This window comes from Legionella maioricensis (assembly GCF_023618015.1).
GTDB classification, from domain to species: domain Bacteria; phylum Pseudomonadota; class Gammaproteobacteria; order Legionellales; family Legionellaceae; genus Legionella; species Legionella maioricensis.
On the sequence record NZ_JAJKBJ010000015.1, the window covers coordinates 17,206 to 37,818 of the forward strand.

Sequence of the window (20,613 nt, forward strand, 5' to 3'; positions counted from 1 at the left end):
AGACTTTATCACCATTGTGACACGTTTGGTAGATAATACCATTAAAAAATGCCATGAGATTCACCTACAATCCTGAAGAAAATAGCTCCGAATTATCAGTGGTAATAAAGTATCCCGCTGTCGATAACCCAGGCTTCCAATAAAAATGACCATCTCTATATTAGGAATAAGCCTTAGAACTGCCGTGCTGGTTTATTCAGACGTCGATTGAAATAGTTTGATGTACTTGTTGTCTAAAACAGACAACTTTGCGACACTCTTCATTACATTTAATGTGAGATGAATTTTATGATTATTGCAAGTTATTTAAAAGATGGATTAAAACAAACGGAAATTAATGCAACCAATCAAAATTTGTTACACGAATCTCTTTGGATCGATCTCATTAATCCCTCAGAGGAAGAGGAAAACACTGTAGAGCAATACGTGAGATTAAATATTCCGACTCGGGAGGAAATGCGTGAAATTGAATTATCTAGTCGGCTTTATAAAGAAAACGATACCCTTTTTATGACCGCTACAATGATTGCCCAATCAGACTCCATCAATCCGAAACAGGATGCAGTTACTTTTGTTATTACTCCAAAACAATTGATTACTATTCGCTATATTGAGCCCCAATCTTTTAAATTATTTGCATCAAGAATTAATAAAATGCGCATTGACAACTCCATCTCATTACTTACGGAATTATTAGACACCACTGTTGATCGATTAGCAGACATATTAGAGCGGATTAGCCATCTGTTAGAAAGTTATTCAAAAGATATTTTTCAACCTCAGAATTCTCATAACACCAATTATCAGGAGTTTCTACAACAACTTGGTGCCAATGGAGAGCTCAACGCGAAAATTGTTGAAAGCCTGGTATCTTTTAATAGGCTCATTCCTTTTTTTGATCAATCAGCAATTGTAAAAATTGACGACCATATACGACTTCTCACCTTAAGTAAAGATATTAGTTCACTCAATGATCATGCTACATTCCTTTCTAACAAAATTAGTTTTTTATTAGAGGCCACTTTAGGAATGGTGCAAATTGAACAAAATGCCATTATTAAAATATTTTCCGTTGCTGCTGTAATCTTTTTACCTCCTACCTTAATTGCAAGTATTTATGGCATGAATTTTTCTTTTATGCCGGAGCTTTCATGGAAATACGGTTATGTTCTCGCTATAAGTCTCATGTTATTTTCTTCATGGGCGCCCTATAAATATTTTAAATACCGTAAATGGCTATAAGTAACGAATCGTGGCAGGCAGGACATTTAAAGGATAAATTGTCAACAGCCCCTACTTATCGGTTTTAGTGAGGGCATATAATATAGAAAAAGGATAAATGAATATTTTGGAGATGCATTTTGAATATCGTTGTTGTGGGTGGCGGTGCAGGAGGTTTGGAACTGGTGGTCTCCTTAGGGCGGGCCTATCGTCGTCAACAAGATGTTAAAATTACTTTAGTTGATCAATCGCTGACCCATGTGTGGAAACCCTTGTTTCACGAAGTAGCAAGCGGAAGCCTCAATAATGTTTATGATAAAATGGGGTACCTCGCAATTGCTAAAAAAAATGAATTCCATTTTGAATTAGGGCAATTAAAAAAAATTGACCGGCAAAATAAAACGATTTTAATCCATAATCCCACCGAAACGGATAAGCCATGTGAATTAACTTTGGACTACGATTTATTGATTCTGGCGATTGGCAGCGTCACCAATAACTTCCATACCCCGGGAAGTGATGAGTTTTGTTATTATCTGGATTTTGAGTGGCAAGCAAAAAAAATTCATCAAGTTTTATTTGAAAAATTAATTTACAACCATTATGAAAAAAATAGAGGACCAATTCAAGTGGCTATTGTTGGTGGCGGGGCAACCGGTGTTGAACTGGCAGCGGAATTACGTACCTCATTAGCGCAATTAAGCGCCTTGATCTCACAGAAATATGCCCCTAAAGAAATTGCCATAATTACTATTGTTGAGGCAGCTTCCCGTATTTTATCTCCCTTACCGGAGAACATTTCTGTTGTAACCCAAAAACAATTAGCCGAAATGAGTATTGATATTTTAACGAATACTCGAATCGTTGAAGTTAAAAAAAATGGCATACTCACTCATGAAAATATCTTTATTCCCGCTGATATGATCATTTGGGTAGCAGGAATCAAAGGACAGGAAAGTGCGAAGAAGCTTGCAGATTTTGAATTTAATAATGCAGGACAAATTAAAGTAAAACCAACGCTACAAACAACAGTTGATGATACGATTTTTGCATTCGGAGATTGTGCCTGTTGCCTTATGCCGGACGGAAAACAAGTTCCGGCACGCGCCCAGGCAGCACATCAGCAGGCCAGCTTATTAGCCCATTCCATTCAACATATTCTAAAAAAGAAAGCGCTGAAACCTTATCGTTATGTGGATTATGGTTCTTTGGTTTCATTAAGTCACGGCGGTACCCACGGTGCACTTATCGTAGGTAATGAAAAAAGCGTGTTTATTACGGGTTTTTTCGCAAGAATGGTTTATTTGTTATTATATAAATCACATCAAGTTAAAATAATTGGCTATTGGAAAGTCAGCGTGATGACGGCTGCAAATTTTTTAATGCGACGTGTGCGCTCCGCGCTTAAATTGCATTAATAAAAATCACACGTTCACCAGATTACTTATGGAGTAAAAATGAAGCGGACCCCCAATTTAATTTATTTCCTGATCCTAATGATTGTTCACTCAGCAAGCTCAGCTACTGCCTTGCAATCCATGACCAAAGAACAAGTGAGAAAGGCTTTTATTAAGAAAACGTTGATCTCTATTCCTACCGATAATCTTAATGGAAAAACCATTAATAATACCTTCACCATGTACATGGATGGTAATGGGACTATTTATGGAAAAATGTCACTTAAACCACATAACGAACCTCAAACAGATAAAGGGATTTATAGTTTGGAAAATAACGGCACGGTTGCTATAACCTGGGACCACTGGGACAGAAAGGAAAAGTTATATGCTCAATTTTTTGAAACTAAAAATGCCTATTTAGCTATAGGAGTTGATAGAGTTTTTCATACTGTGTTTATGAAAGAAAACATTTTAAACGGGAACAAAATAAATTTTTCTGCTCAATAATTTAGAGCGTGTTGATAATCTATCCCCTCCCCTGCATGCCGCAGCTTATTCGGCGTTGTTGCTACAACGCGGCTGCTCATGCAAAGATTTCCCCTAAACTTTCATGGGAAATCCCTATTCTGTTATAATTAAGGTAACTCGCATTGTCTAATTAATATAGAGTATCACCTTAATGAATTCTTCTATTGTTAGTGAATCACAAAGACTTATAACTCAAGCCAATCAATTATTAGCTGACTCACAAGCATTATTGATTGATTTAGGGGATGATTCTGAATCGTCAGATGCTGCGTCATTTGATATTAATGTCAAGATAATACAGTTGCTATTGGAGTACAGGCTAAGCAGTCAAGATGCGTTGTCAAAAGTACTTAGCCTTGACCATAACTTAATTGCTTTATTAGGCATAGAACCCAAACACGCTGCCAGTACCAATCTTGATAGGCTTACTTATGCCTTGGGAAGTGAGGATTTAAGACAAATTTTACATGCCCTTAGCCAACTGGTAGATTATTTGCTGAAAGTCGTCCATTCCTATCAAAAAAATCAGCAACAGTTAAACAGATACAATCATATGCATAAGGAAAGCAAACCGTCCAAATTATTAATGGGAATGCAAAAGCTGGTCATGCAACAAAAAAAACTGCTTTCCTTACTTGATGAGATGGGAAAAAATCTCGAGCAAATAACTCAAGTAGAGGCAATAGGCCCCTTATATGACCATATTGCCGCCTTGAGAGGACCTATTTCACAGTTTTTTCAGGCCATTCAGCATGGAATCGGTCTGGCACATGAGCTGTACCAAAAAACCAATAAGGAGGTTCCTTTAGAACATTCATTGGCCCATGTGTTGCAACAAATAGAAGAGGTACTGGAACAAATGCCCTCAATCTATAAACCTCATCCGCACTACCAAGCGCCTCCCCCTGCATTAGAAACCGTAGAGCGTTTGGAGCAAAGGGCCTCAACTAAACGGCTCAGTCCTTTTTTTAATCATTAAATTCTGTAGGTGCGGCTATCTATGAAAATGAAGATTCCTCAAACCAACTTAATCTATTTTATTTTAACAATTTAAATAGGCTGATTAATCCATTTTTCTTGTAAGGATGTCTCCTCGCTGATCTTATTTTCCTGATAAAACATTGCGCTTATTAAAGAAATCCCTATGCCAATTAAGGGATAGACCGTTACAGCTAATGGATTGGCAAATACTTTAATAAGTAAGGTCACAAAAAATTGGGCAAAAGATCCAAATAACAATACCGAAACGTTAACACCGAGTGATAAACAAGTTGAGCGAATATTAAAAGAAAATAACTCGGTTATTGCAGCTTGAATTGCACCATAATAGATAGATAGTGAAAAGCAAATAATACATTGAATAATGACAAGTCGTTGAAATGAAGGGGCTGCATTAAGCCATAAAAAACAAGGATAGATTTCAATAAAACAGCACACCATAGAAAGTAATAAAAGATTTTTTCTTCCCATTTTGTCGGATAACCAACCAAAGCAGGGAATCAATACAATCATCAGGCCTACCCCCATTAAGGTAGAAGCGTAAGCATCAGAAACATTAAGATGTAAATACATAGACACATAGGTGGGCATGTAGGATAAAAGGACATACATCGCCACACTTCCACCACTAACTAACCCGATGACTATAAATAAATTTTGTATGTTGTGTCGTACCGCATATAACAATGAACTGGGTACTTTTGGGGAAACAATCAAAATGGGATCTTTTAAGTATTGTCGAATATAGACGCCAATAGGAATGATTACTAAACCAATAAGAAATGGAAGACGCCATCCCCAATCTTCAATTTGAGATGCTGATAAACTTTTTGCTAATGAAATACCCACAATTAAGCTAGCCAGTACGGCAATCATCTGACTAAAGGTATGCATAGAGCAATAAAAGCCCCTTTTGTCAGGCGGTGCAGACTCGAATAAAATAACAGGTGAAATACCACACTCCCCACCAGCAGAAAATCCCTGGATAAGTCTGGCAAATAAAATAATCAATGGAGCAATAATCCCTACTTGATTGTAGGTTGGTGCAAAAGAAATCAAAGTCAACGCAATGATCATTAATGCAATAGACCAATTCATTGCTCTAATCCGACCATATTTATCCGCAACCACACCTAAAACAATACCGCCCAAAGGACGCATCAAAAATGCTACTCCAAAAGTCGCGGTTATCGCTAACAGGGAATTTAAATCGTTTGTGCTGGGAAAAAATATCTTGGCTAAGTACACACTTAAAAAGGAATAAACAAAATAATCATACCATTCAATTGCATTACCCATAATAATCGCTGTAATTTTTTTAAATGATAAAGTGTGACTCATAAACTGATTTCTTCTAAAAGGGATGATACATTTCAGGCAGGGCGACACAGGCAGTTAAGCAAATAGATCACCCAGCATATCAGGCACTATTTTAGCATATTTAATTGTTTGGGTTAATTCCATGCTGTTTATCTATAATTCGAATAAACCAGCCTCTATGAAATTAACCCTTAGGGCCTAGACGGTAACGACGATTTTACCAATCTGTTCGTTTGACTCCATATAGCGATGTGCGTCTACAATGTGATCCAATTCAAAAGTGCGCGCAATTTTAGGTTTAAATACCCCCTTTTGCAAACGATCAAAAACGTATTTTTCAGCTTGTGCGCGTGATTGTGGATTAGCGACTAATTCAAACAAGGTATAACCTCGAATAGTAAGTCCTTTAGACAATGCAATAGACAATGGGAATGGAGTTGGCTCAGGTGCCAAAGCGCCATATTCAAAAATAATCCCTTCTTGGGCAGCTGCTTCTGCAAGTTTATTTAATCCTTGCCCCCCAATAGGATCAAAAATAATTCTTGCCCCCTTCCCTCCAGTAATTTTATTTACTTGAGCCACTAAGTCCTCATCATCAGTTGCAATCACATGATTGGCGCCCAAAGACAGTAATTCTTCCTTTTTGCTCCTCCGACGTGTAACTGCAATGCTGACTGCGCCCTGATCTCGGACAATGTCAATGGCTGCGATGCCCACACTACTGCTTGCTGCCGTAATTAGAACATAATCTTCTTTGGTCATTTTGCCAAAATGAATTAATGCGCCGTAAGCTGTAAGATATTGCATCCAAATTGACGTGGCTTCGCTAAACGACAATTTCTCCGGATAGGCAGCCAAAGCATAAGCCGGAACGATCGCGACTTCACCATAAACACCATATTTACCCACGTCAAAGCAGGGAACAGTACTGAATTTATGCCCAATTATGTTTTTATCCACATCCGTACCAACGGCTTCGACAATACCCGATGCTTCATAACCAATATTCGAGGGTAAATGAGGCTGCACCAGATAATTTCCACGGCGAAACATGACTTCTGCGCGATTTAAACCAATTGCTTTAACTCTTAATCTTACTTCACCTTTCTTAGGCTCTGGCAAGGACATTTCATCCAATTGCAATACCTCAGGCCCGCCTACTTCATGAAAACGAACTATTTTAACCTTGGAATCTAACATAACATTTCCTTGTCTATTAAATTGAGCGGGACTAAGAATATAACTTAAAATCCATAGTTTTTAATAGACTTTAATTCAACAGATACAGTTATAGAAAAGAAATTTTTCGCATCCAAGAGAAAAGGTCGACAAAAATTACGTCGCGCTAAAAATGCAGAGGCTCAACTACCTTAGGAACGTTTAAATCCTAAGTAAGTTAGCAGTGCTCCAAGAAGAAAATCAAAACTAGCGCTTGCGTAAGCAAAATTCAGATGATGCACAAAGCTCAGAGACAGATGATCAATGAACTCTGGAAAAAAGATAATGCTTGCGCCTTTGAACAAAGTCAGCCAGGCAATAATCGTGATAATCAATCGCCAGTGCAGCTCCCAAACATTATGACTTACTACCATTAATAACCCGAGAATCAGCGTAAAAAAGCCTGTAACAAACATTAATGGGGCATCATTAACCAGCTTATAAACATAACGCGTAAACTGATGCATATCCACAAACATGGCAACACCTATAATGAGCAGATAGAGTCCAAGCACTTTGCTTAAGAATTTAGAGGTATCCATATTAGTGCTCCCTAAAAATTTTTAATAACAATCAAACAAGTAATACGCTGTTTTAAAAGAATTATTAACTTTATCATCCATCTATAAAGTATAGAATAAACTACAGGGAAAGGTAAAAGTGGCTAATTTATAATCAGGGCAGGCGAGCCTTCCTCCACGCGTCCGTCATCTCGAGCTTTAGCGAGAGATCTCCTGAATGCGGTATGTGCTATATCCAGGAGATCTCTCGCTAAAGCTCGAGATGACGTGAGGTGGCTCAAGGCAACGTGAGGTGGCTCGAGGCAACATGAGGTGGCTCAAGGCAACATGAGGTGGCTCGAGGCAACATGAGGTGGCTCAAGGCAACATGAGGTAGCTCAAGGCAACATGAGGTAGCTCAAAGGCAACGTGAGGTGGCTCGAGGCAACGTGGAAAATACCGATGATGAAAGAGAAACCTTTTCATTATTTCTTTGTCGGTGTAGAAGGCAACAAATAAAGGGTCAGATAAGTCAATAACTGGAATCCGCCCTGAACCATATGATTTTCTTCCAAATCAAATTTCATTACCAGTTGATCAGCCAGGAAGAAAGCAAGCCAGTAGCCAAGAGAAACAATAAAAGCTATATCAGCCCGACGCATCCAGATTTTAGAGTCTTTATTCAAACCAACACAGGCCCAACAAAAAACGACAGTAGAAAGCAAAGACCAAAGCAATATACCTATAAAAAGCAACGGGGGACCCCATTCTGGCAGAGGATACATTTTTAATGAGTTGAGTAAAAAAGGATAATTGGTATCCGGCGCCCAGCTTTTTATCAGCCAACCAAAGTGAGCCAGACTCCCAACTATATCTGTCCATAAGGCAGTAAGCCACCATAATGCCCAAAAAATAATGATCATTTTTTTAAAGGCTTCTTTATTGTCTTGTAACATAAAGTATCAATATGTCCTTACAGCGAAATGACTCATTAATTTAGCAAACTTTTCTGGAATGAAATAGGTTATATTAATAATTTGTTCAAAGGCGCAATTTTACTCTCATCATCCGAAATATTTTCCCTCTCATCTCAAGCCCCTGGATAGGTCTATTGTTCGCTAATTGACAAGTGTCATTGTTCCACTTAGAGTCTAAACATCTCTTTGAAGGATTTAAAACATGAAGTTGATAGTATTTATTATCTTATTTATAAGCAATATTTTTGCTTATGGCCAATCACTTAAGGTCGGAGTATTACAATTTGCCCCACCTTTTTCATCAAAATCGGATACTACCAATCATTATTATGGTTTTGTAGTCGACCTGATGAATGTTATTTGCCAGCGACTTAACTATAAATGCGAGTTCGTCCCCATCCCCGCAAGCGGTGAGTTTGATGCACTAGATAAAGGTGTTTTGGATGTTACATTCACACCAAGCCCGATTACTGCCTCATTATTATCGGATAAATATATATTTAGCTTACCTTATTTAGCCAGCCATGGGCAATTTTTAGCCTTAGAATCTGACCCCGTCCATAGCACGGCCGATATTCATGATAAAAAAATTGGTTTTTTTAAATTCAATTTCGCTGAGTCAGAGATATTGAATAAATACAGCACTAATAACAAGTTTGTAGAGTTCACCGATCCTGCTGAATTATTAAATGCCCTCCTGGCAAAAAACATCGATCTTATTTTGATCAATCATTATGCAGCTAAATATATGGTAAACATTAGCGAATCCAAGGTAAAACTGGTTGGCGATAAAATTCCTATAGGAAGCGGATACGGAATCATTACTCTTAAACGTAATATTGTATTAATTAATAAAATAAATAATATCCTGCTCGATATGGAAAAAGATGGCAGTTATTTGAAAGTTTTTAATGAATATTTTGGTTCTAATTCAAAGCTGCAGTAATAAAGATCTATTACCAAGGTATGAGTATTATTAATATGACTGACTAATGTCCATCTTAAGCTTCTCTTAATAATTTACGAGTAGAATTTTAAGATTGTCTTACAGGTAGTAGAGAGATTTATGTTAGAGGTTAATATTTGGTTTTCCACACCCTACCGTTTTGGTAAAAGAATTAAACATGGAGTTTTTGGTCCCTTCTTCGCCTCCGAAGAAAAAGGTGAAAATGTTGGCCATGCTAATTTTGTATTATCAGTTGATGAGCGTTCAAAAATCTATGAAAGATTAGCAGCCAATCCCTGTGGCCTCCAGGTAACTCATAGCCTGGAAATTATTCCTGAAATTAGAGATGGGGAAACAAGGCGATACTACGCTCCAAAAACTGTTAAGAGTCTTCAAATAGACCATAGCTTCTGGCCCGTTTCGGTGCCTCCTAACAGCAGTATATTAAAAGATATCCTGCATCTTATGCATCTGGGAAAAGGTAGTAAAGGAGTTGCACCAGTATTGGGTACGCATGCTTTCGATATGCAAAGAGAAGATAGAGGAACCAAAACCTCCAAAATTGAACGGCGAGATTCGCAGTACGCAATAGATAAGGCGGCTTTGGTTAAAGAGCAGCAGGAAAATATCGCCTTGGCATTTGAAATTAGTAACTTAAGAACCCAGCTAGACAATAAGCTTGCATGGGAAGGTACTTTGAAAGAAGTCATTGTGAAGAAATCGGCACTGAAAACAGAACAGGAAAAACTATTTAAAACTTATCCGTTAGATGTCGCTGAGTTAAAAAAACAAATCACTCAAACCAGTAATAAGCTCAATGAAAACAAAAAGAAAATAGGCTTTCTTGACAAAAAATTAAGTTATTCAACCAGTCTCTCTACACCTGATAGTGAAACAATTAAAGAATCCAGCAGTGGAAAAGAACAGTTGTTAAATCTGGAAAAGGAACAACAACAACTGAAGTTACTATTAAATGAATTGAAAAAAAAATTAGTACAAGTACAACGAGAATATGCAGATAAGAAAAATGCCGTTCAAAAAGAATTAAATCACGTTCATGACACGATCACTTGTTTACAAAAATGGATTCAGGGCAGTGTTGAAAAAGTAAAAAATAGAGATGAACAAACTCTGAAATTGCTAGAGGAACACTATCAGCAACAAGAAGAGATGACGAAACGAAAAGAAACTGTTTTCAATAGAACCTATGAGACCATCGGTCTTCATCCGGATCATTCAATTAATTTACCTACCAGCGAAAGCGGCTTAAATTTTTATATTAATGAAGAGGCAGTTACAGCTGCTATGCAAAAAGAAACCGGCAGAAATTATTCTCTTGTTCGCAACAACTGCGTTTCAAGTGCAAAACGATGTTTATTGGCAGGTATTGAGCATCTAAAAGATGACTTGCAAGAAAACGGTGTACCAGAAAGCTTTTTTAAAATGAAGGCTGTGGAGACCTGTAAAGGATTTAGAACCTGGGTGAAACAATTAGAAAAAGAACTGATAAAACTTAATTCTTCTGTCGAAATAAGCCACTGCCCCCCCCAACCAATGGTGTAATCAAATCGAGACGTATTGCTTATCCTCATCACATTCATTAAGATGCCATAGGCCGGGCCCCCGGCCTAATGATTTATATAAAAAATTTACCTTTTTAATAAACTCTCAATTTAAATTCTCATAGGAATTAACGATGTACGTGCTCTGTTTTCATGTTCCAGAAACTCATCTTGAAATCGTTAAGAATGCTATTTTTAATGCTGGTGCAGGAAAAATGGAGCAATACAGTCATTGTTGTTGGCAAGTGCTAGGCGAAGGACAATTTATGCCATTAACTGGAAGCGAGGCATTCATTGGAAAAGTGAATCAATTAGAAAAAGTTGCCGAATATAAGGTCGAAACGGTATGTGACAAAACCTGTATTCGTGAAGTAATTGCTGCATTAAAGCTCGCCCATCCCTATGAAGTACCCTCTTATCAGGTCTGGTCATTAGAAGATTTTTAAAGGATATCAGCAACTTTTCCTTGGAGATTCTTATTTGATGCGTTTTGGCAAGACACCATATAATTGCCGTAATTTGGAAAGAGGCTTTTCCGCCACACTCCAAATATTCCAGTTAGAAGCAAATAAGTTCATTTGCATTTAACTAGCCCAAAAAGAGCTTTTTGGGCTAGTTAACCAGGAACTATAGATTACTTTCTATTATTCCTTAAGCTTGACCCATTATAAGATTATTACTTGGTGTAGTTTTGTCTTCCAGATCCTCTTTTAGCCAATTCAGTTTTTGTGCTGATTGAGTTTTCAAAGAGAAAACGCCCAGAACAAGAAGAGGGATAGAAATAGGAAGAGTCAGCAGTACCAGAATTAAAGAAGCCACTCGTTTTGCCAATTCTCTATGAGTTTCTAAAACAGGACGAGCCAGCTGAGCGGCATCGAGACATCTCTGTTTGAACATAACTTTTTTGTCTTCAATACTCATGCCTTCAGTCAAAATAAACTCGGCTTTGGCTAGCTTTAATTCCCTGATTAACGTTTTGGTCGCATTTACTGCCGAATCATAACGATAATTCCTTCTGGCCTTTTGTTCCATTTCTTTAAGTTTCTCTTGGAACGAAGCAATATGGGCGTCAACGTCAAAGAATTGTTCCATTGCTTTATGCCCAGCAAGGCATTGCTCCATTTGTCCATTGGCGAGCAATAATTCATTTATCGCATCAGGCTGTTCACACATCGCATACGACAATACATTCTCATAAGCACCATTCTCAATATTGCTTAAACATGATTTTTGCTTTTCCAATGTTAGCGTATTAGCTTTTAAAAGTAAGGGGACGATTAATTTGGAATCTTGTTTTTGTATTGCAACATCAAGAGGATTATCACCAGCATGGTTTCTGGCATTTATATCAGCTCCGTGCGCCAACAAAGTAGCGACCACCTGACCGCCATTAGGAACTGCAACATGAAGAACGGTATTACCTTGTGCATCTGGATGGGTAAGTAATTCAGCTCTTTCTTCCTCTAAGGCTTTAGTTAACACCAGCTCAACGACATTGTTATGGGCGCTACTAGCAGCCTCATGTAATACTGATGAACTTAGATGTGTAGAATATTCTTTAATATCGGCACCCATTTCGAGCAAATTCTGAACTGATTTGATCCGACCCAATCCCGCAGCCAGCATTAATAGCGTTTTACCCTCACTATTTCTCGAACCTAAAATGGATAGAATTGTATCCTCAGACTGCTTCTTTAGTTCTTCAACCAAATCATCCAAGAGCAGGGGATGAAACACAGCAGCATACAGCAATACATTGTCATAAGTACCTCCCTCAATCCTTGATAGGCAGTTTTTTTGTTGCTTTGCGTTTAAAGTAATACCTTTGAAAAGTAATGGCTCCATTAATTCAGGATGATGCCTTAGTGCCAGATCAAACGCATTTTGAAAAATTTCATCCTTATGCCAAAAATAGAGATGAAGAAGTGAAGAGTCGACTTTGTTTCTAATCATCACATCAGCGCCATTTTTAAGTAAAGTGGCCACTACGTTGGCATGCCCCTTAGTAATGGCTAAGTGAAGAGGCGTATTTTTTTCATGGTCAGTTTCGGCGTCAACTTCAGCTCCATGTTGTAATAACAACTCAACAACGTCATTATGCCCATTAATTGCTGCCCAGTGTAAAGCCCTTTTCTTATCCTCGCCAAATGCCTCTATCTCAGCATCTGCTCCTAATAATAATTCAACCGACTCCTTCCCTCCGGCTTTTGCTGCAATGATCAATGCTGTGTCATCATCACGGGTTCGTGCGGTAACTAACTCATTCACCCGAGTATCATCCAAGAGATCAAAATATTGAGGCAGAGCTAATGGTTCGTATTCTAAAGCATAATACAACGCACTTTCGTGGAAAGTATGTTTAAAAATTTCTTTTTGTTGCGATTCATCTAATACAAAAATGTAGGGTAGAACTTGGGGTTGCTTCACCGTGTTACGATTGACTTTTACTGTATAATCAGTGCTTTTCATCGCCTCTTTAATTGCCTTTTTTTGCTCACTGATTTGTTCTTTAAGTTGACTCAGCTCCCCTTCCTCACGTTGAATTTTACTTACAATGGGACTAATGAAATTTCCTTCAATTATCTCGACACAAAACCTTGTATCTTGATACATTGCATCTTTAGGCCGCATTAAACGTCCTAAGGCCTCTTCCAGTGATGGATTGGTGTAATATTCCAAAGCCCATTTTTTTTTCTCTTGGGGATAGTTTTCCCAGAACTCTGTAAATTTTAAAATCCCTACGTTTGCCGCAGCACCTGAATCTTCATCTTGACCACCTTGGTGCATACCGCCCGCTCTTAAGGCGCGGGCTAATTTATCTAATTCAACGCCTAAATTAGAATCATGAAGTCTCTTCTTATTATAACCCTCGATTAAGTTATAATATTCTATAACCATAGGAGAATGTTGGGCAATTCGCGCGATCTCGCTTGCTGTTAACAAAGGAGGAAATAGTGGCACCCCAGGCTTCATCATCAAGTGCCTCATTTCACCTGTTTCAGATTCGTAAGCGCGCTTTAAACAAGCCATTATAGGAATGAATAATTTCCCATCGTCCGACAAGATAAATTCATGTAATTTTAATTGATGGATATTCACTCCATAAAGTGTCTCATGTACCACCAAGCTGGGCATTAATAAGAAATAAGGTCCTTCCCCCATTTTTAATTCATCATATTTTTGGGGATCCGCAGGCAGTGGAGAAAGAATGTTTGCCAATTCCACGCACAATAAATTTACTTTATTTAATGGTTGTTGCGTGTAAGAAGCGGAGGAATTACCAATCCTTTCCCAACGTGTTGCAAGAAATTCAGCTGCTTTTTTATTAAACTCTTCTGGTTTCGCTCTAAGACACTCCTCCAACTCATCCAAAGCCAATTGGTTTTCAAATTTAACCAGCGCGTCGGTATTATTAGTGGGGTCCAGTTGCTCTAAGGAATCGCGAATCTTCTTTATTTTTTCAATGAAATCAGGGAGGTTACGAATTGGAGAAGACATAGTAAATCTCTTAATAAAAAACATTGTGCTACATTTTAACTCATTATTCTTAAGAGTTCCTTAAGAACTCCTTAAGAGTTTCATATTATTGAAAATAATCAGGGGCGATTTTCACCAAGTTTAAAATCCCTCCACTTTTCTTAAACTTTAGTGAAATCGCCATAGAAGATGAAGCAGCTACGTCATCCAGAGCGAAGCGAAGAATCTCCAAAATGTAGATCGTGCCTATTTCAGAGAGCCCTCATCGCAACTCCTCAGGATGACGGAAAACGGCGTTTCAACGTATGTTGTTACTCTTTCAAAATTTTTTGCAGCAGCGACTTTTTAAGGTATTTTTCACAATGTTCTGCCGTCAAAGGGCGAGAAAAATAAAATCCCTGGATGCCATCAATATTTTGTCTTTGTAATAGCTTAAGCTGCGCTGAGTTTTCAACACCTTCGGCAATGACTTTAATATTTAACTTATGAGCAATGGTTGTAATGGCATTGATAATTGTTTGATCCAAGTAATCATTGTGGCAATTATTAATGAACGCTTTATCTATTTTTATTTTATATACTGGTAAATGCTTTAAATAAGATAAGCTGGAGTATCCTGTACCAAAATCATCAATCACTAATTTAATGCCCATTTCTTTTAGAGAGTCCATTTCTTTATAGAACCGTTCATTATATTCAATGAAGCTTGTTTCTGTAATTTCTAATTCAATACACGATGGACTTAATTGAGTATCAGTCAGAACTTCTGCAACGACTCTGCTTAGTGAATGTCGGATAAACTGTATTGTTGAGACGTTTATAGCCACAGAGCCGGTTAATATTTTTTTATCGTGCCATATTTTTGCTTGTTGGCAAACCGTTTTGATACCCCATTCACTTACCGGAATAATCAATTGGGATTGTTCCAGAGTATGAATAAAATCCCCGGCGGCTAATATCCCTTTTTCTGGATGATTCCAACGTAATAAAGCTTCCAGTCCAATTATCTCTCCAGTCATAGCATGATGAACTGGTTGATACATTAAAAAAAACTCTTGCTGATCATAAGCTCGTTGTAACTCTTTATCTAAACCGTGAGTGTGTTGATATTCTTCATAGAGTTCTGTTGAATAGTAATGAAATTGATTTCTGCCCTTTTCTTTTGCTTGATAAAGTGCGGTATCTGCTAATTTCAACAGGGTTTGGATATCATGCCCATCTGTTGGAAAAAGACTAATTCCCATACTCGAAGTAATTTGAATCAAATGACCGTCAATCGGGACTGGTTTGGACAGTTCATTAAGTAATCGCTCCACTATTATGGTGACTTGATCGTTAGAAAGAATATTAGTCAGTATTACTGTAAACTCATCCCCTCCTATTCGAGCGGCGACATCACCCTCACGCAAAATTGAGCTTAATATATTTGCAACATGAACCAGTAATTTATCTCCATTATCATGTCCCAAAGTATCATTAATCACTTTAAAATAATCAATATCTAAAAATAATAAAGCCAATTTTTCTTGAGTGCGCCCTATCTGTCGGGTGGCTTGTTGGAATAACTCATATAATAAACTTCGATTTGCCAACCCCGTTAAAGGATCATGAGTAGCCTGATAATAAAGATTAGCATTTTCCAGAGATGTCATTGCTTGAGAAGCCAACAGCTGTAAACTATCCAGATGATTAGACGTAAAGGTATAACTATTACTATTATTTTCTAAATATAATATTCGACGTAACTGACCATTATAAAATAAAGGCATCATCAAAAGTGAGCGAGGATTTTCCTGTTGTACATAAGCATCCTGAAAAGTCAGCTCCGATTGAATTGCATCATTTAAGATAATCGGCTTTTGAGTGTGCTGAACATAATTCAAAAGAGAAATCGGATAGGTAGGCGAAGCGTCTGATTCGCTTATTGGCTTATTAAGATAAATGACTTGTTGTTCCAGATTTCCTTCTGCTTCCATTACCCACTGCTCATTAACCTTCGCCAAAATGATACTGCGTTGTGCCCCTGCATTCTCCAAAACAATCATCAGAAATTTTTGCAGTAATTTATCCAGACGAATTTCACTTGATATAAGTTGGGTAAATTTAAAGAGAGCCAACATATCCAGGCTTTTCGTATTCGTTTTGGATTGAGGAAGATTGGATAATGCCACATTATAATTTGAGGTATTGTACTTAAATGTTAATGTTGGGTATTTTTGTTCTAATAATTGAACCTTGGTTAAAGCTCCCCACTCATTGAAATATCGATGGGCACTGTGTAAATATAAATTCGCAATTCTGTCAATCTGGAACGTCATACAATAATGACCGGCCCTTTCACACGCAATAGCAGCAATGAGTCCCAGGCCATTTGTAAGAGCCATTTCTATTGCCTGCTCGTACAATGCAAGAACATGCTCTTGATTATGCTCCAGACAGGCAAATTCGCTTTCCATTAATAACGCATAAACTTTATAATTTTCAGGACACCAAGCCGCATATTTGGCTATAAAAAAATTTAATTGCTTTAATCTTTTCAAAGTGGAGCGACGTTCTTTTTTAGCCAAGGCAGGTAAGTGATAAAATAAAGCCTGTGCAAAGAAAAATTTCCCCTCTAAATGACTAAGCAATCCTTTATCATAATCTGAGTAAAGCTCATGATTTTTACCTGCTTTAATCGCTTCTTCAAAATTTCCCAATAAAAAATATAATCGGGTTAAGGAACTGTAAAAGAAACTTAATTCTGTTTTATTTTTTCCTTGCAAAATCTGCCCTTCAAAAACACCTGCTTCTTCAACCTTGGACAATTCATTGTTTTCTAAACATTGGGTAAGATAGTCCCAAAATTTCGCCACATTAATAAAATCAGAAATAGTCACACGCGACATAAATGACAAAGCAGAATGAATATTCTTTTTTACTTCATTCAGGTTTTTTCCTCGGGTAAGCGAATGAATCACTAATAATAAATTACTGTAGTTACTGTATACTAAATCTCCTGCTTCACAACACAGGCTAAATGCTTTAAGAATGGTGTTATTACACATTTTAATTGATTTTTGATACGGCTCAATAAAGGTTGCTAATACCAATTGATTTTTGCCTTCAAAATTTGATGCCCCATATTCCTTTTTCAGACGGTTGTAGAGTGATACAAATGAAATGGCGTCATCATAAAAATCCAGAGAATGCATGATAATAAAGGCGTAGCCAGGCAGAGACAGGGAGGTGCTGTCCGTATATCCGTACTTTAAACTCAAACTGATGTTTTTGCACGTGAGTAAAACAAATAGCGGTTGATTGATGATAAAGGCGCTATTAAATAATTGAGTTATTAAATCAACGATTGCTCTTTGTTTTAAACTTTTCATGGGAGGTAAATTAACATTTTCAATTTTGGTCTTTCTTAATTGAAATTTAATTTTATAAATTGCAATTAAAATATGAATTAAATGAGGTTTTTCAGGTATTTTTACCCCAAAGCGTCGTAAAGCATCTATTCCCATTTGCAATGCTTCAGTATGTTTGCCCAAAGTAGAAAACATCTCTATTTTAAGTTTATAGATTTCAAGGCTATCGAGTGCATTTTTTGCATGGTTTAGCAGTTCGGAAAAATACTGATCTGCGGCGCTAAAGTCTCCAATCAAATATTTGCAAACGGCTGATTCCTTATAAAGCTGAAATGCCAGATCATAGTTATTATTCCAATTTTCTATTCCTAGTAATTCAACTCCGGCTGATAAGTATTCATTGGCGACATCATAAGCTGTTGCTGATTTTGCTCTTTGACCGGCCCAAAAATTATATTTTGCTAACAACAGCCTTTCATCCATATTATCAATTAAAAAGATACTTTGATTAAAGTGCTTCATCACATCAAATAAGCGTTCATCATCTTCTTCAAGTGATTTTTCTTTTAATAACAGTCTGCCTATCCTAAGGTGAATTCTGGGTCTATCTTTTTGTTCAATGAGTTCGTAGGTTGCTTGCTGAATCCTGTCATGAGCAAATTGATAATGTAATGTATTGGTGAGAGACGTAACCTTGTCGTTTATTCCCACCAACCCCAGTGTTTTATAAGTTTCATCAAGAGGATAAATTAAATTGGTTTCAATCGCTTGCCCTAATTGCTCTGCTGTTTGGCTGGTAGTTTGATTGTTAATAATAGACAAAGTTTTAAAATCAAATTGGTGCCCTAAACAGGAACATAGTTTTAAAGTTTCTTGGGTGGCAAGGGGAAGTAAATTAATTTTAGCGGTAAGTAGATTAACCACGTTATCAGTAGCGCTTTGTTGTTGAATCCTGGTTAAGTCCCATTCCCAGGAACCCCGTTCATAAGAGAAAAACAATATTTTTTCCTGATGAATGATTTTAAGAAATTCATTAATAAAAAATGGATTGCCTTGGGTTTTATCGAAAATGCTTTTAACAAGACTTTGCATTTTTTCCGAGGTTCCAGATAAAGTATCTTGCAAAAGTTGTTGAATATTGTTCAATTGTAATGGTTGTAAAATTAATGTAGTAAATTCAATGTTATTCTTTTTTAAATTATTAATGGTTAACTGTAACGAATGTTTCTCATTAATTTCATTATCGCGATAAGCCCCAATAATCAATAAATAGTTCGTTTCATGATCTTGTAATAAATTTTCAATAAAATTAAGAGAGGAGTTATCTGCCCATTGCAAATCATCAAGGAACATCACTAATGGATGCTCACTCTGAGCAAAAACCCGCACAAAATTTTGGAACACCAGATTGAACCGAATTTGCGCATCGGCTGGATTGAGTAAGGGTACAGGCGGTTGCTCACCTATAATTAACTCTACTTCTGGAATCACATCAATCACCACTTGTCCAATATGACCAAGAGCAAAAACCAGCTGTTCTTTAAGTTTTTTCAATCGATATTCACTTTCAGAAAGTACTTGTTTCACCAGATTTTTAAAGGCGGTAACAATGGCGCTATAAGGGATACTTCGCCGTAATTGATCAAATTTACCCTGAATATAATAACCTTTATGTTGTACTATAGGCTTATGCACTTCTTTAACGAGGGATGATTTACCAATTCCAGAATAACCGCCAATGAATACAATTTCCTTGGCGCCTTGACTTATCCGATTAAATGCCTCAAGTAAATGATGTACCTGTGATTCTCGACCATACAAATTTCGGGAAATGCTTAAGTGATCTCTTATATCATTTAATCCTAAGGTGAATTTACTGTTAATCCCTGATTGTTGCCATTGTTTAAGACATTCAAGAATATCTGCTTTTAGTCCAGTAATACTGGAATAACGTTTTTCAGGCATTTTTTCTAATAATTTATCGATTATTGCTGCGATCATTTTAGGTGTATCAGATCGAATATCTGATACATTAGGCGGTTTTTTTGCGATGTGGCAATGAACTAACTCAAGCGCGTCAGTAGTTTGAAATGGTAATTGATTAGTCAACATTTCATAAAGTGTTACGCCCAGTGAATAAAAATCGGTACGGTAATCCACAGGACGGTTGATGCGCCCTGTTTGTTCAGGAGAAATATAAGCCAACCCATCTTGAAGCTCATCTAAACTTAGATAATCAAAAGTTTCTTCAGATAGTTTAATAGAAGCACTTAAATCAATCAGTTTAAGATTTAATTTTTCAGGATCTATAACCAGATTAGAAGGCTTAATTTGTTTGTGAATAATCTTTCGTTGATGCAGTTCTCCTATGATATCAACCAGTTGTATGGCCAGATTAAAAAAATCACTTAATTCTAATTGGTTCATCACACAATAAGAAGTTAATAGCTGCCCCTCTACACCCTCAAGGATTAATACAGGAACCGGAGTATTTTGAAGAAAATCATGAGCCTTTATAACAGTAGGCGCTTCAATCATCTTCAATAACTGGAATTCATGTTGCAATATTGCGAAATGTTCGGAAGATGAACAATCAGTATTAGGAGTTTTTAATAAGACTTTACACTTATCTTTGAGTCTGATGGCATAATAAGTATCAATATTATGATTTTGCCGCATTTTTTCTTGTAAGATGTATCCTGCTATGGAAATCATTTAAAGCCTTGTTTTTTCATTTAAATAATTCGCTGATGAGGAAGAAAATGGCTCACCTCATGCGGATCAACTTAGAGTGAAGGATACTTGGGATGCTTCCACTTCTCCTTTTAATATTAGTTCTATTTTTGACCATTTTCCAGGTTAAAAAATGACCATGAGGTAGAAAAAATAATGTTCCCACGTCATCAGAACAAGTCCGGATTTTTCTAAGGCTATGAGTTTAGTTCCTGTCTTCAAAACTGACTGGTATAACGTATAAAACCTTTTCTCCTCAGTTGTTATTTATTAGTCTTTTGTTTATTATCAGTTCATCAATACTAAAATGATGGGCCTTGAGGCGCAGTGTTCTATTCATCCTGACAGATACCGTGCTGTTTCCAGATGATCTCTCGCTAAG

Annotated in this window: 13 protein-coding genes; 7 read left to right on the forward strand and 6 right to left on the reverse strand. The window is 37.0% G+C overall.

Annotated elements, in window-relative coordinates; genetic code table 11:
* Nucleotides 1-288 precede the first annotated feature (288 nt).
* From LOX96_RS12080 to LOX96_RS12095, 4 genes are all read left to right on the forward strand, one after another.
* Nucleotides 289-1,242, forward strand: a complete 954-nt coding sequence (locus LOX96_RS12080) for a magnesium transporter CorA family protein (protein ID WP_250423309.1) — start codon at nucleotides 289-291, stop codon at nucleotides 1,240-1,242.
* Nucleotides 1,243-1,361: 119 nt separating this feature from the next.
* Nucleotides 1,362-2,639 (forward strand): NAD(P)/FAD-dependent oxidoreductase, encoded by a 1,278-nt coding sequence (locus LOX96_RS12085; RefSeq protein ID WP_250423312.1) that lies wholly within the window; start codon nucleotides 1,362-1,364, stop codon nucleotides 2,637-2,639.
* 39 nt (nucleotides 2,640-2,678) lie between these two features.
* Nucleotides 2,679-3,128, forward strand: a complete 450-nt coding sequence (locus LOX96_RS12090; RefSeq protein ID WP_250423314.1) for a hypothetical protein — start codon at nucleotides 2,679-2,681, stop codon at nucleotides 3,126-3,128.
* Between the two features lie 172 nt (nucleotides 3,129-3,300).
* Complete coding sequence (locus LOX96_RS12095) at nucleotides 3,301-4,128, forward strand: hypothetical protein (protein WP_250423315.1); 828 nt, start codon at nucleotides 3,301-3,303, stop codon at nucleotides 4,126-4,128.
* 71 nt (nucleotides 4,129-4,199) lie between these two features.
* On the opposite strand, the gene LOX96_RS12100 is transcribed toward LOX96_RS12095, so the two are convergent.
* The 4 genes from LOX96_RS12100 to LOX96_RS12115 all read right to left on the reverse strand — a co-directional run bounded on the left by LOX96_RS12100 (nucleotide 4,200) and on the right by LOX96_RS12115 (nucleotide 8,142).
* Nucleotides 4,200-5,489, reverse strand: coding sequence for an MFS transporter (locus LOX96_RS12100; RefSeq protein ID WP_250423317.1), 1,290 nt, complete (start codon nucleotides 5,487-5,489; stop codon nucleotides 4,200-4,202).
* A 177-nt stretch (nucleotides 5,490-5,666) separates the two neighbouring features.
* Complete coding sequence (locus LOX96_RS12105; protein WP_250423319.1) at nucleotides 5,667-6,668, reverse strand: zinc-dependent alcohol dehydrogenase family protein; 1,002 nt, start codon at nucleotides 6,666-6,668, stop codon at nucleotides 5,667-5,669.
* A 170-nt stretch (nucleotides 6,669-6,838) separates the two neighbouring features.
* Nucleotides 6,839-7,228, reverse strand: coding sequence for a hypothetical protein (locus LOX96_RS12110; RefSeq protein WP_250423320.1), 390 nt, complete (start codon nucleotides 7,226-7,228; stop codon nucleotides 6,839-6,841).
* Between the two features lie 443 nt (nucleotides 7,229-7,671).
* Entirely contained in the window at nucleotides 7,672-8,142 is a 471-nt protein-coding gene (locus tag LOX96_RS12115) for a hypothetical protein (RefSeq protein ID WP_250423322.1), read from the reverse strand.
* A 223-nt stretch (nucleotides 8,143-8,365) separates the two neighbouring features.
* Here LOX96_RS12115 and LOX96_RS12120 point away from each other — a divergent pair, with 223 nt between their 5' ends.
* The 3 genes from LOX96_RS12120 to LOX96_RS12130 all read left to right on the forward strand — a co-directional run bounded on the left by LOX96_RS12120 (nucleotide 8,366) and on the right by LOX96_RS12130 (nucleotide 11,117).
* Entirely contained in the window at nucleotides 8,366-9,109 is a 744-nt protein-coding gene (locus tag LOX96_RS12120; RefSeq protein WP_250423324.1) for a transporter substrate-binding domain-containing protein, read from the forward strand.
* A gap of 120 nt (nucleotides 9,110-9,229) precedes the next feature.
* Complete coding sequence (locus LOX96_RS12125) at nucleotides 9,230-10,672, forward strand: hypothetical protein (RefSeq protein WP_250423325.1); 1,443 nt, start codon at nucleotides 9,230-9,232, stop codon at nucleotides 10,670-10,672.
* Between the two features lie 133 nt (nucleotides 10,673-10,805).
* Nucleotides 10,806-11,117 (forward strand): YqfO family protein, encoded by a 312-nt coding sequence (locus tag LOX96_RS12130; protein ID WP_250423327.1) that lies wholly within the window; start codon nucleotides 10,806-10,808, stop codon nucleotides 11,115-11,117.
* A gap of 205 nt (nucleotides 11,118-11,322) precedes the next feature.
* On the opposite strand, the gene LOX96_RS12135 is transcribed toward LOX96_RS12130, so the two are convergent.
* Together LOX96_RS12135 and LOX96_RS12140 are read right to left on the reverse strand one after the other, a co-directional pair.
* Nucleotides 11,323-14,169, reverse strand: a complete 2,847-nt coding sequence (locus tag LOX96_RS12135; protein ID WP_250423329.1) for an ankyrin repeat domain-containing protein — start codon at nucleotides 14,167-14,169, stop codon at nucleotides 11,323-11,325.
* A gap of 290 nt (nucleotides 14,170-14,459) precedes the next feature.
* Nucleotides 14,460-20,213, reverse strand: a complete 5,754-nt coding sequence (locus LOX96_RS12140; RefSeq protein ID WP_250423332.1) for an EAL domain-containing protein — start codon at nucleotides 20,211-20,213, stop codon at nucleotides 14,460-14,462.
* Nucleotides 20,214-20,613: the final 400 nt, after the last annotated feature.

Bases quoted from the DNA above. Each gene is read 5' to 3' on its own strand.
- LOX96_RS12110 (WP_250423320.1), bottom strand. From the start codon at position 7,228: ATGGATACCTCTAAATTCTTAAGCAAAGTGCTTGGACTCTATCTGCTC.
- LOX96_RS12120 (WP_250423324.1), top strand. From the start codon at position 8,366: ATGAAGTTGATAGTATTTATTATCTTATTTATAAGCAATATTTTTGCT.
- LOX96_RS12095 (WP_250423315.1), top strand. From the start codon at position 3,301: ATGAATTCTTCTATTGTTAGTGAATCACAAAGACTTATAACTCAAGCC.
- LOX96_RS12140 (WP_250423332.1), bottom strand. From the start codon at position 20,213: ATGATTTCCATAGCAGGATACATCTTACAAGAAAAAATGCGGCAAAAT.
- LOX96_RS12090 (WP_250423314.1), top strand. From the start codon at position 2,679: ATGAAGCGGACCCCCAATTTAATTTATTTCCTGATCCTAATGATTGTT.
- LOX96_RS12115 (WP_250423322.1), bottom strand. From the start codon at position 8,142: ATGTTACAAGACAATAAAGAAGCCTTTAAAAAAATGATCATTATTTTT.
- LOX96_RS12125 (WP_250423325.1), top strand. From the start codon at position 9,230: ATGTTAGAGGTTAATATTTGGTTTTCCACACCCTACCGTTTTGGTAAA.
- LOX96_RS12105 (WP_250423319.1), bottom strand. From the start codon at position 6,668: ATGTTAGATTCCAAGGTTAAAATAGTTCGTTTTCATGAAGTAGGCGGG.
- LOX96_RS12100 (WP_250423317.1), bottom strand. From the start codon at position 5,489: ATGAGTCACACTTTATCATTTAAAAAAATTACAGCGATTATTATGGGT.
- LOX96_RS12080 (WP_250423309.1), top strand. From the start codon at position 289: ATGATTATTGCAAGTTATTTAAAAGATGGATTAAAACAAACGGAAATT.
- LOX96_RS12130 (WP_250423327.1), top strand. From the start codon at position 10,806: ATGTACGTGCTCTGTTTTCATGTTCCAGAAACTCATCTTGAAATCGTT.
- LOX96_RS12135 (WP_250423329.1), bottom strand. From the start codon at position 14,169: ATGTCTTCTCCAATTCGTAACCTCCCTGATTTCATTGAAAAAATAAAG.